The sequence below is a fragment of the Methylocystis suflitae genome (assembly GCF_024448135.1).
Taxonomy (GTDB): Bacteria; Pseudomonadota; Alphaproteobacteria; order Rhizobiales; family Beijerinckiaceae; genus Methylocystis; species Methylocystis suflitae.
Genome location: NZ_JAMRYX010000201.1, coordinates 13627 through 26467, shown reverse-complemented (window position 1 = coordinate 26467; position 12841 = coordinate 13627). Strand labels below are relative to the sequence as shown.

8 protein-coding genes are annotated in these 12841 nt (G+C 58.5%); 2 read left to right on the top strand and 6 right to left on the bottom strand.

From position 1 onward, the window contains the following. Window positions 1-165 precede the first annotated feature (165 nt). The 3 genes from NEI07_RS15390 to NEI07_RS15375 form a co-directional block, all read right to left on the bottom strand. Entirely contained in the window at window positions 166-1500 is a 1335-nt protein-coding gene (locus NEI07_RS15390; protein WP_256035733.1) for a S41 family peptidase, read from the bottom strand. 584 nt (window positions 1501-2084) lie between these two features. After that, entirely contained in the window at window positions 2085-3158 is a 1074-nt protein-coding gene (locus NEI07_RS15380; protein WP_256035774.1) for a glycosyltransferase family 4 protein, read from the bottom strand. A 224-nt stretch (window positions 3159-3382) separates the two neighbouring features. Continuing rightward, window positions 3383-5134, bottom strand: a complete 1752-nt coding sequence (locus NEI07_RS15375) for an ABC transporter ATP-binding protein (RefSeq protein WP_256035772.1) — start codon at window positions 5132-5134, stop codon at window positions 3383-3385. A gap of 1064 nt (window positions 5135-6198) precedes the next feature. Here NEI07_RS15375 and NEI07_RS15370 point away from each other — a divergent pair. Then, window positions 6199-7623 carry an MFS transporter gene (locus NEI07_RS15370; RefSeq protein WP_256035732.1) on the top strand — a complete coding sequence of 475 codons (1425 nt, stop codon included), beginning with the start codon at window positions 6199-6201 and terminating at the stop codon, window positions 7621-7623. 117 nt (window positions 7624-7740) lie between these two features. Here NEI07_RS15370 and NEI07_RS15365 read toward each other — a convergent pair whose 3' ends face one another. From NEI07_RS15365 to NEI07_RS15355, 3 genes are all read right to left on the bottom strand, one after another. After that, window positions 7741-9519 (bottom strand): glycoside hydrolase family 15 protein, encoded by a 1779-nt coding sequence (locus NEI07_RS15365; RefSeq protein WP_256035731.1) that lies wholly within the window; start codon window positions 9517-9519, stop codon window positions 7741-7743. Beyond that, window positions 9516-10259, bottom strand: a complete 744-nt coding sequence (gene otsB, locus NEI07_RS15360) for a trehalose-phosphatase (protein WP_256035730.1) — start codon at window positions 10257-10259, stop codon at window positions 9516-9518. Before otsB ends, NEI07_RS15365 begins: the two co-directional genes overlap by 4 nt. Before the next feature lie 447 nt (window positions 10260-10706). Beyond that, window positions 10707-10973, bottom strand: a complete 267-nt coding sequence (locus tag NEI07_RS15355) for a hypothetical protein (protein WP_256035729.1) — start codon at window positions 10971-10973, stop codon at window positions 10707-10709. A 54-nt stretch (window positions 10974-11027) separates the two neighbouring features. Between NEI07_RS15355 and NEI07_RS15350 the strand changes: the two genes are divergently transcribed. Continuing rightward, window positions 11028-12416 (top strand): alpha,alpha-trehalose-phosphate synthase (UDP-forming), encoded by a 1389-nt coding sequence (locus NEI07_RS15350; RefSeq protein WP_256035728.1) that lies wholly within the window; start codon window positions 11028-11030, stop codon window positions 12414-12416. Window positions 12417-12841: the final 425 nt, after the last annotated feature.

Below are 12841 nucleotides of genomic sequence, written 5' to 3'. Positions count from 1 at the left end.
GCGTCGATCTTCTAGCTGAAGGAAGCGATCCGCCGATATCGAGATCTCGGAAAAGGTCATAGAGCTCAGCGATTGTCTCTCTGGTCGTGGCGGTCCGCTCATTATTCCGGTCCGCCAAATCACGGAGATCTCGCGTCGGCTACAGGATGCTCTTGACGAAGGCGCCTACTCGGGCTTGTTCACGCCGTCCTTCGGAGCTGGCGGCGGACCAAGTGGCGCCCGCCGTTTGCCATGCAGCAACTCGACCGCCGCGGCGAGTTGCTTATCGTTCTTCTCATCCGGCGGCACATAGGCCTGCGACCCCGACTTCTCATCTACGCCATTCTTAAGATGGTCTCTGAGGGAGGCTTCGCCCTTGGTGTCGTCCTTACCCTTCAGTTCGTCCGGCACGTCCTGCAGCAGAGTAATGTTTGGTTCGATGCCTTTGGCCTGAATCGAGCGGCCCGATGGCGTGTAATAACGCGCCGTGGTGAGCCGCAGCGCGCCATCGTTCCCGCCGAGCGGAATGATGGCCTGCACCGATCCCTTCCCGAAGGAGCGCGTGCCGATGAGCGTCGCGCGCTTATGGTCCTGCAGCGCGCCGGCGACGATCTCTGAGGCCGAGGCCGAACCGCCGTTGATCAACACCACGACCGGCTTGCCCTTCGAGAGATCGCCGGGGCGCGCGTTGTAGCGCCGCGTCTCATCGGCGTTGCGGCCGCGCGTCGAAACGATCTCGCCCTTGTCGATGAAGGAGTTGACGACCTGGATGGACTGATCCAGCAAGCCGCCCGGATTGTTGCGCAGATCGAGGATGTAGCCTTTGAACTTGTCCGCCGGAATGTCCTGCTGCGCCTTGGCCATGGCGTTGCGCAGGCCTTCCGCCGTCTCCTCGTTGAACTGCGAGATGCGGATATAGGAAATGTCGTCGTCCTGCTTGCGCGCGCGCACCGACTTGATGTGGATCTCGACGCGCGTCAGCTTGAGTTCGACCTTGTTCTTGCCGCGGAAGATCGTCAGCTTCACCGGCGTGTTGATCGCGCCGCGCATCTTGTCGACGGCCTGGTTGAGCGTCATGCCCTGCACCGGCTCGTCGTCGATCGCGCCGATGAGATCGCCGGACATGACGCCGGCGCGCGAGGCTGGCGTGTCGTCGATCGGCGTCACCACCTTGACGAGCCCGTCTTCCTGCGTGACCTCGATGCCCAGGCCGCCGAACTTGCCTTCGGTCTGGGTCCGCATGTCCTTGAAAGCTTTGGCGTCAAGGTAGCTCGAATGCGGATCGAGCGAGGTGAGCATGCCGTTGATGGCGTTTTCGACGAGTTTCCGCTCGTCGGGCTTCTCGGCATAGTCGGCGCGCACCTTGTCGAACACGTCGCCAAAAAGGCTCAAGTGCTTGTAGGTGTCGGCGGAAGCCGCGAGCGACGGCGCGCTGACAAAAGCGCGCGCGTGTTGGCCGAGCGTGGCGCATCCGGCGCCGATAGCAATTCCGGTCGCGATAAGAGCGGTTCTGCAAATCATCCGCCGACCTTCCGCATGTCTGACCACGCCGCTCATGGGCATGGGTCAATCGGAACTCCGTCTCCGTTGAACTCGAAGCAATTACAGACTGTATCGCGACGATCACGATCGTCGACGCAATTCGCGTCAAAGCTCATTGGCCATTACCACCTTCAAATTTGAGGCGGCCCGCGGCAAATGTAGAGAGAACCGCGCGCTGCCCCCTTGATCTTCATGACAAGGAAATGATGTCACCTGGTACGCGCAAAAAGTGGCGCTCTTATGCCCTTGGCGGCTCATCTTCGGAACCATCGCCACGCTCGAGCGCGCTCCAAACAAAATAGAGCCGCGCCGCTATATCCACGACCAAAACGTTCGCGAAGCGATGAACCAAGCGAAGCAACTTCGCAAAGACCCATACAATCCAGGCCTTCCAAAGCGCGCCGGCTTCGCCGCGGGCCTACGTCTCGCCGCCGCACTCCAATCAATCGAACCGCTCAAGACGCTGAAAGGCCTAACCCCTACGAATACATCTCTAAAATTTGGACAAGGGACCTAAATCGATTCAAACTTGATCCGCTCCATCACGTGCCGGGACTAAACACCTAGGCGGTTATTGGCCTGAATGCACGCGCAAGCTCCGAGTGGGGCAGGACGTCACCAATCAAATGCCTGTAGATCTTCAGATATTGTTCCGCCATCCTGCGCGCCGTAAAGCGTTCTTCGAAACGCTTCCTGATGGCGTTCCGCGATAACCGGTCAATCCCCCATATGGCGTCAACCGCGCTCGACTCGTCTTCGACGATGCGACCCGTCAGGCCATCCTCGATCACCTCCGGAACGGAGCCCCGATTGAAGGCGATCACTGGGGTTCCGCAGGCCATCGCCTCGATCATTACGAGTCCGAACGGCTCGGGCCAATCGATTGGCACAATCAACGCTATGGCGCCGCTTAGGAAATCCGGTTTCTGCGCATCCGAAATTTCCCCGATGAAATCGACGTGAGGTTCGTCCAGCTGCGGGCGGATAGCTTGGTTAAAATAGCTCTGGTCCGCAGGATCGACCTTTGCCGCGATTCTAAGTGGCAAACCGCTTCGTTTAGCAATTCGAATAGCGCGATCCACGCCTTTCTCCGGGCAGATGCGGCCAAGAAAAGCAAGATAGGACGGAGTCGTGGGTCGAGGCGTAAGCAAATCTATCGGCAAACCATGGGGTACTGTGCCAACCCAATTGGCGTTCCGAAGTGGATGGCGTTGCGAATTCGACACCGACACGAGTGGAACTGTTGGGAAGGCGCCAAATACGGGCTGATGCTCAGGCAAATCGAGTCGGCCGTGGAGCGTGGTTAAGAAAGGCGTCGCTTGCCGCGACATCACAGCAAAAGGAAAATAATCGAGATGGAAATGCATTAGATCGAACTCTCCGGCACGCAGGTAAATGTGTTCGATCATCGCAATGTGGAGCGCATTTGGATCCGACACCGAGCCATCGAGTCTGAGCGCCCGAGGCCACATGGGCTCCAACTGCGCGCTAGTTTGCGAGTCTCCGCTTGCAAATAGTGTAACATCGTGGCCAAGCTCGATAAGTTCCTCTGTCAACCACGAAATAGTTCGTTCGGTGCCGCCATACAGCACCGGCGGAACCGCTTCGTGAAGCGGCGAAATCTGAGCGATGCGCAACACGTGACCTCCATGAATTAGGCTCTGACGAAGGCTCTCGATGAGAACTCGACGAAAGGCTGCGGATTTGGTTCAGGACATGCGGCGCGCGCCGCATGTTTTGATATCAGGCGCCCGGCGCTCTCGACGCGAAGCCTTCCGAGTTTGAACCGAGCTTTTCCGATCCCGCGTACGTCGGACGGCGGCAATGATGGCCGACGCGTCACGTAACCTCACTTAAGATTTCAGGCAGTTTTGCACTCCGAAACCCCCGGGGCGTTGGCTCGCTGATGTTTCAATAGATCCTGATAGGGACCATCCGTCGTCTCCAGTTCCGTCGGACTACCGTCCTGCAGAATGCGGCCATCCTGTATCACCACGATCCGATCAAAATCCTGCAGTGTCGAAAGCCTGTGTGCGACCGCGATCACGGTGCGATCTCGCTTCAGGCGGTCCAGAGCGTGGTGAACCGCTCTTTCGCTTTCGCCATCAAGCGCGCTGGTTGCTTCATCCAGCAGCAGCACCGGCGCGTTGCGCAGGAAAGCGCGGGCTATCGCCAGCCGCTGACGTTGACCGCCGGAAAGCTTGACGCCGCGTTCGCCTACAAGCGTCTCATAGCCTTGAGGCATCCCGGCGATGAACTCCCCGCATCCGGCCGCCTTGGCCGCGGCATACACTTCTTCGATGCTCGCGTCGGGCCGGCCGTAGCGTATATTCTCCAGCACGGATCGATGGAACAACATCACGTCCTGCGGCACCACAGATATTGAGTTTCGCAGGCTTTCCTCAGTCATTTGCGTGATATCGTGACCATCGATGAGGATACGACCCGAGGAAGCCAACCGGAATCGCTGGAGCAAAGCGAGCACGGTTGACTTGCCCCCGCCCGAGCGCCCAACTAGGCCGACGCGTTGTCCAGCTTCCACGTTGAGACAGAAATTGTGCAGCACCGGCGAGCCGCCCGGATAGGCGAAGCTGACCTGCTCGAATGTTACGTCGCCACGACGCGCTGGTAAGGGCCGCGCATTTTCCGCGTCGGTCATCTCATGTGGCAGCAGCAGCGTCGCCAGCGCCTCCGAAAGACGAGCGAGATCCTGCGTCATGTTCACCAGAGAGACGGCGAGATCTCGAGTGCCGTGCAGAATGCTGAAGGCGAGCGTGCTGACCAATACGACGTCACCGGTGGTGGCGTTTCCCGCATTCCACAGCAGCAATGCCCAGCCGAGCATCATGGTCGTCAAAACAGCGGTCGCGGCGGCATGGAAGAGCCGCAATTTTTCAAGATAGCGGAGCGATTGCCCCCGCGAATGCATTTCCCGCTTCACGCATTCAGCGAAGCGCTCCCGCTCTCGCATCAAGGCGCTGAAAGCGCGTACGACTGAAATATTATTGATCACATCCACCAATTCGCCATCCACGGCCGCAGCGGAGCTCGCATATTCCTGATGCAGCGACCCGCCGCGAGCTGCCCAACGTAATAGGATCCAGGCAAGTCCGCCCGAGGTGAGCGCCAAGAAACCCGCCATGACCGGATCGACCATCGCGAGCAGACAGATCGAGAAGATGATAGCGAGGCACGGCGGCAGCACGTTCCAGACGAACACGCTCTCGGTCTGGAACGCCGCGTTGGCAGTGCCGGTGATGCGTGCGGCTAGCGTGCCGGGCAACCTGTCAGCGAAATAAGCTGGGGCATGGCCAGTCAGGTGTTCGAACAGATCACGCCGGATATCGCCAGTGACGGTGACGAATGTATGGGAAGCGACCCAACCCCCAACGCGCCAGGTCATGTTATCAGCCGCGACGACGGCGGCGAGTATTGCGAAGGCCTCCCAGACATGAGCGATATCGTGGGCCGCTAGCATATCCACCAGGTTCTTGACGGCGTACTGAGACAGCGGCGTGGCGAAGGCCACTGCCGCAATCACCGAAAGAAAGACCATCGCATGGGAAAGAGGGTGGCGGCGGACGTAAGATGCGATGAAGCGGATTGGGCGCATCGACGCTGGAGCCGTTCGCGCCGCTAACCGCCTGTCCTCTCGACGCCGCGATCGCATCCCGTTCATGCGCTGCAAGGCGATTTGGGTAATTGCGCTCATGATCCCATGTTCCCGGACTTCCTGATCTGCTGTGTGCTCGGTTCATCTCGCCCGGCGGTCGCCGGGAGGGACGATGACAGTGCGAACAACAAACGTGGCTGAGAATGCGGCGGATTGCCCTGAAGATCGCCACAAGAAATTGCGCGGCTTATTCTGAACGCTCGCTGAACTACGATCGTCGCAGGGCGCCCAATGTCGCTTGTGCTCGCATAGTATGGCTCTATCGATTGGCTGTGGCCATTTTTTGTTGATGATATGCAAGAATTCCGATGTGGCGCGCATTCACGTGATGCACGGCCTCGCGGAGGGACGGAACATCTGATTCTTCGCGGACGCGGCGTAAAAACGGGCGGCGCGCGCCCAGCGCGCAGACGCTGTTCAGGACATATAATCCAAATGACGACTATCCCTCGCCATGACTAGCCAATGTGCTCGCCGGATTGCCAGTGCATCCAGTGAGAAGGATCAACGCGACACCTCTATAGAAGGAACTGGAAGGCCGCGCGAATGCCGGCGGCTTCATCGGCATTGACAGCGATTGCGGCCTGAAGAACCCCAACTCATGCGAATCAAGAAAACGCGCCCGCAAGCTTTGTCGGGGCAACGAAATCCTTCACACGATTCCCATGATTGCCACGCCCTGATCCTATGATGTTTTGTTCAAAACCGTATTGGCGACACAATTCTTGCCGACACCAATCATGTTTACGTCAAAGTGAACGAGAACGATTGCTCCGCGCCAGTGACGACACACATCATCCGACGGACATTTGGTGCGAGGACCGAATGCAGGAAGGCTTCAATGCATGCGCATCTGACCGCAAAGGCCATCGACGAACATTCGGCGATCCAAAGCAGCGCATGATGAGAACGATACGCCTCTCGGCGCTATGAGCTGGTTTCAGGACGGGAATGCGCCACGGTCTTTGATCGCGACTCGGCCTCACGAAGGCGCCGAATCCGAAATGGTCGTGGAAACGAGCGTCCCCGCGAGACTCGACGCTTTGCCTTGGAGCCGCTTTCATACTTTGGTCGTCGTCGCGCTCGGCGTGACATGGGTGCTTGACGGCCTCGAAGTGACGCTTGCAGGCGCCGTCGCCGGCGTTCTCAGGCAGACCGCCGGCTTGGGATTGACCAGCGCGGAAATAGGATGGGCGAGCAGCGCCTATCTTTGCGGCGCGGTTTTGGGCGCTTTGCTGTTTGGCTGGATGACGGATCGTCTTGGCCGACGAAAGCTCTTCTTCGTCACCCTGGCTGTCTATCTTGCAGCGGCGGCTGCGACGGCGGCGTCATGGAGCGCGGAAAGTTTCGCCTTCTTCCGTTTTTTCGTCGGCTGCGGCATCGGCGGAGAATACGCCGCCGTAAACTCGGCCATCCAGGAGTTGATTCCGGCCCGCGTTCGCGGATGGACCGATCTCGTGATCAATGGAAGTTTTTGGTTGGGCGCGGCGGCGGGCGCGCTCGGTTCGCTCCTTTTCCTCGATCCGGCGATCGTCGACCCCGCCTTCGGTTGGCGCCTGGCGTTCCTGATCGGCGCCGCGCTTGGTCTTCTGATTCTCCTGATGCGCCGATGGATTCCCGAAAGCCCGCGCTGGCTCATGCTTCACGGGCGAGAGCGCGAAGCCGAAGAGATCGTCGCCGCGATCGAGAAGCAATGCGCGCGCCAATGGCGAGAAGCTGACGCCGACCATACGCCAACAATCAGGCTCAGAGCGCGCGCCTACACGCCGCTGCGCGAAATCTATTGGGCGATGTTTCGCCTTTATCCTCGGCGGACGCTCGTCGGACTCGCCCTGATGGCGTCGCAGGCTTTCCTCTATAATGCGGTGTTCTTCACCTATGCGCTGATTTTGACCGATTTCTACGGCATCGACAGTGGCCAGATCGGCTGGCATCTTCTTGCTCTGGCTTGCGGTAATTTTCTCGGTCCGTTGCTGCTTGGCAGGTTTTTCGACACGGTGGGACGCAGGGTCATGATCAGCGCCACCTACGCCATTTCCGGGATGTTGCTGCTCGGCGTCGGCTATCTCTTCGAAGAGGGCATGTTGACGGCCACGCAACAAACCGCGGGTTGGGCCGCCGTCTTTTTCGTCGCTTCGGCGGCGGCAAGCTCCGCCTATCTTACCGTCAGCGAAATTTTTCCTCTCGAAATCCGCGCGCTCGTCATCGCCGTTTTCTATGCGCTCGGAACGCTGGTGGGCGGCGTGATGAGCCCCTGGCTTTTAGGGACGCTGATCGGAACGGGACTACGCGCACGGGTGTTCGATGGCTATGCGCTGGGCGCGGCGCTGATGATCAGCGCGGCGATAGTCGAATGGCTTTGGGGGATCGCTGCCGAGCGCAAACCGCTCGAAGCGGTCTGCCTGCCTTTGAGCCAAGTGGACGAGTGAGCCGTTCCGCAAATCGGGACGATCCCGGCGGTCGATGGAAACGCTTGGCATTTAGTCTTTCAGGCCACAAGAGTGAGAGGCGACGCATCGACCCGATCGGACCAACCGCCAACCGTCTCATATCGCTTTGTCCCACGCTCGCGAGAGCCGCGTGGCGCAATTGATGACGCCGACCATCGAGTAGGTTTGCGGATAGTTTCCCCAGCCTTCTCCCGTTTGAACGTCGACGTCTTCCGACATCATTCCGAGCTTGTTACGGCAGGCGAGCAGTTCTTCGAAATATTCTCGCGCCTCCTCGCCACGGCCCATGCGCGCCAATGCGTCTATCCGCCAAAATGAGCAACTATTGAAAGCTGTCGTGGGAACGCCGAAATCATCCGCGGCTTCGTAACGCAAGACATGCGGGCCGCGAGACAGGACCTTCTCAATTTGCCTGACAGTTGAAATCATGCGCGGGTCGTTGGGATCGAGAAAACCGACCTCGACCATCAACAATATACCGGCGTCGAGGTGTTCGCCCTCGAAGGCGCTGACGAAAGACTCCCGTTTCGGCGACCAGGCCCGGTCGACGATGACCTGTTTGACCTGATCAGCCTTTGTTCGCCAATCCTGAGCACGATCAGGTTCACCGATATGCGCCGCTATGACGCTGAGACGATCGAGCGCGGCCCAGCACATCAGGGCGGAGGTCGTGTGGACGCTGGCGCGAGAGCGTAGCTCCCACATGCCTGCATCGGGCTTGTCGTAGACGGCCAGCGCCTTGTGTCCCATCGCTTCGAGACGCAAAAAGTCCATGCGCGTCGGCGGCGACAATAATCGTTGATCGAGGAAAGCCTGGGTTACGCCGAGAACGACATTTCCATAGCTGTCGTATTGCAGATGCTGATAGGCCTGATTGCCGATACGTACCGGCCCCATGCCGCGATATCCGGGCAAGGAGGATACGATCTTCTCTTGCAAGACGGATTCGAGACCTACGCCATAGACTGGCTGAATGTCTGTTTCGACGGCCGATGCCACAACATTCATCAACCAGCCGAAATAATTTTCCATCTTGCGCACGGCCGCGAGCCGGTTGAGAGCCCTGACGACGAAGTAAGCGTCCCGCAGCCAACAATAGCGATAATCCCAGTTACGCTGCGTATCCGGCGCTTCGGGAATGCTCGTCGTCAGCGCCGCGACGATCGCTCCGGTCGGCTCATATGTGCAAAGTTTAAGAGTGATGGCCGCACGGAGGACCGCGTCCTGCCACTCGAAGGGAATCGCTAGCCGATGCGACCAACGCCGCCAATAGTCGCGTGTGCGCGTTTCGAAGTCGTGCGCGGTCTCCGCGACGCCCTCGTCCAACGTTTCGTCGACTCCCAGGATCAAGTCGATCGGATGATTGAGATTGAAGAGCGTTTCGTCGTGAACATAGTCGACTGGCGCATTCATCGTCAGGCGCAGCGTGAAATCCGGGCCGACGTAACGAATATGATTGGAGCCCCTTGTCAGCGTCGGCGCCAACGCGCCGTAGTCAAAGCGCGGACGCACGCGAATGCGAATGCGTGGGCTACCCGAGACCGGCTTCAGTCTGCGCACCAGGGTCTGGGGCAAGAACGGCCGATCACGCCACCAGAAGCGCGGCGCGAAATCTCTGATGCGCACCGATCCCTGCTTGCCGTGCAGGATGGTTTCGAGTATCGCGGTATTGTCATCATAAGACTGTTCGCTATGAACATAGTCTTCGATTTCGATGGCGAAAGTTCCTGAATCCTCGGCGCCTTTCTGGACTCCAAGCAAACTGTGGAAGACGGGTTCGCTATCGAACCTCGGGATGCAGCACCAAACCACCTTGGCGTCGCGATCGATGAGCGCCGCAAAGCAGCAATTGCCGACGACTCCGAGTTCGGTCATCGGGCTGGATCCTCGCAGTGCTCAACGACGAGATTCCACAGCCAACGCTCCAAATCCCGTATGTCTTCGGCGCGATATTGCGCCTCGGTGTTCTGCGCCCCGACTTTGATCGAAATTCCGCCACGGCTGTTTACGGCAGCGAAGCCCGCTTCATCGGTGACGTCATCCCCTGCGAACACAGGAATGCGTCCCCGGAAAGGCGGCTCGCTCAAAAAGGCGTTTATAACATCACCCTTGTTCAAGCCCTTTTGTATGATCTCGATTACCATCTTGCCGTGAAGAATACGAAGATCGGCGCGTTGTCCCACAAGCTCTTCGACAACTTTGCAGCATCGTCGTTCGAGATCAGGCCGCAGCCGATAATGCACCGCGACCGCGCCGGACTTTTTTTCGACGACCACGCCGCTTTCGTCTCCAATGTTCTTTTCGAGAACGAATGTGATCGGTTGGAGGTCCAGCGGAGCCGACAAATGCGTCATGCCCGCGGCGTCGCGGCGCTCCAGGCCATGGACACCCGCCGCCGGCAATTTCAGGGGATGCAGCAAACGATCGATGACGGCCAGCTCCCGCCCCGAGATCACCGCGACGGCGTTTTGCGATTTTTCCCGAAGCGCCTCCAGCAATCTGAGCGTCTCCGGCGCGACACGGGCCGCGTCCGGATGTTCGACGATCTCGATGATGGTTCCATCGAGATCAAGAAAAATTGCGCAGCTCTCGATGTCGTCGACCCAGGGAAGCATGGGCAAGCCTAAATTCTACTTTCACGGGTGCGCGCGACGCCCGAGGAGAGCGGATGTCGGACCATTCTTTGTCGCGAATCATGAGACAAATGTGGCGCTCGCTTCCTTCGCATTGACTTTCCGCAATTGAACTGGCGCCCAACACCGCTATTTCAATGGTTGGCGTCGCTCCCGCTGTCGACGGGGGAAATGGATGTGTACAATCTATCGTTGCGTGATTGAGCCTCCACGCATCAGCAGGCGCAGCGAGGCGCGCTGAGCAGCTCGCAGCGCTCGCGCTGAAGGCGAATAAGCGCCGCCACGCACCACTCCATCGCATTTTGAGCGCTTCCAAAATTGACTTGAAATATTTTGAGTTTGTCGATGACCTGACACGCGGTCGCCCCAATCTTGCCCTTGCGGCATGGGGACATAGCATTTGAAGTATACGAACCTAATCAGAACAACTCAGACAAGGGGACGGCAATCAGGCCGCTCCCCGGAGAAGCGTCTTTCTCGAATTGAATCCGGGTTATCGCAGGCGATGATGATACTGATAGGGCGGGGCTTGTCGTCGTCGACTCGTTTGGCGGCGTGTCGATCAAAATCGGCCAGCAACGGAGCGCCGCGCCCTTTTGACCTCGCGATATCGGCGAGTTTCAAAACGGGCTCGAATATCCGGCGTTCGAGTCGCGCAAAGACATGCGCTGAAGGCGCAATGAACAGATCTTCCATGGTTGTGATTGTCGGCGGCGGCGCGCGTTCCTCGTTTCTATGGAGGACGCAGCAGTGAACCGCCTCGTCGTGGCGTCCAACCGCGTTGTCGACCCGGAATGCGGTCCGGGAGCTGGAGGCCTTGTCGTCAGCGTTCTTGAAGCGCTCCGCAATCGCGAAGGATTGTGGCTCGGCTGGAACGGCGAGATTGTGGCAAGCGAGGAAGATCTCAGCATCTCCCGCCAGAATTTCGAAGGAATAACGCTCGTCGTCACTCCGCTCACGGAGGCGGACTATAACGAGTATTATTTGGGTTTCTCAAATAGTTCCCTTTGGCCGGTCCATCATTACCGGCTGGATCTCGCGAAGTTCACACAAGAGAGCGCGGAAGGCTACCGTCGCGTCAACGACCGTTTCGCCGATATGCTGCATCCTTTGTTAAAGCGGACGGATCTTATCTGGGCGCACGACTATCATCTCATTCCGCTAGGCGCCAATTTGCGTGAACGCGGAGTCAACAACGCCATTGGCTTCTTTCTGCATATTCCCTTCCCACCTCCCGACGTCCTCGCCGCCATGCCCGAGCATGGGTGGCTCATCGACGCGCTTCTTCAATATGATCTCGTCGGCTTTCAAACCTCCGTTGATCAGGCAAATTTTTGTCGGTTCGTGTGCGAATTCTTAGGAGGAAAAATGCGATCGCAAGATACGCTTTTCGCCGCGGGCAAGACGCTCAACACGGGCGTGTTTCCGGTTGGCATCGACGTCGACGCTTTTATTTCCATCGCGACCAGTCCTGAAGCAGAAGTGCGGATTGAACGTCTCTATCGGCGCGGCGAGTCTCGGGTGAATATATTGGGCGTGGATCGTTTGGATTACAGTAAAGGCCTGCCAGACAGGCTGCGGGCGTTCAAGCGTTTCCTGGAGCTATATCCGCAGCACCGCAAAGCGGCAACGCTCATGCAAATAGCATCGCCAACGCGCGAGGATGTGCAAGCCTATATCGACATTCGGCGCGAACTTGAAGGCCTCTCCGGCGAAATCAATGGCGAGTTTGGCGATTTCGACTGGACTCCCGTACGCTATATCCATCGGCTCGTCTCGCGCGAAACGCTCGCGGCGCTCTATCGGGGAAGTCAGGTTGGGCTCGTTACGCCGCTGCGGGACGGCATGAACCTCGTAGCGAAGGAATATGTTGCCGCGCAAGACGAAAACGATCCGGGTGTTTTGGTGCTCTCGCGTTTCGCCGGAGCCGCCGAGGCTCTTGAAGAGGCTTTGATTGTCAACCCCTATGATACGGATGAAGTCGCGCAAGCGATTCAGCGCGCGATCACCATGTCCCGGGATGAGCGCATGGAGCGTCATCAAGCGTTAATCAGCCGAATACGACTCGGGGACGCACACAGCTGGTCAAAAAAATTCATCCATGCTCTCGAAGCGTGCAGATGCTGTACCGCGGCGTGACGCCTTCAGTGAGGTGTCTGGCGTCAGCGCCTTTGAGACAAACTTAGCGGGTTGAGCAACGGAGCATTTGTGGCTCATCGTAACCATTAAGGAGTGGAGATGAGCCAGAAATCCGGAACCCCGACATTGTCGTCCGAGCAGGTCCTGAAGGACATTCGCCGATCGACGCGCAGGCAATAATCCGCCGAAGAGAAAATCCGGCGAGGGCCTACTAACTGCGCACCAATGCACGCGGCGAAGACAACTCCGCCCGCGCTAACGTTTGCTTATGGCATGCTGTCCCAAGCGTTTTGAGGCAAGGCGCCTTACCACCATTGTCTAGATTGCGGCGGTAAAGCGACTTGTACCAAATCTCGTTTGCTTGGCGCAGCCTGCGGTTCTCACTTCCCAACCCCTTCGGTCGCGCTCTTGTCGCTCCGGCGAAC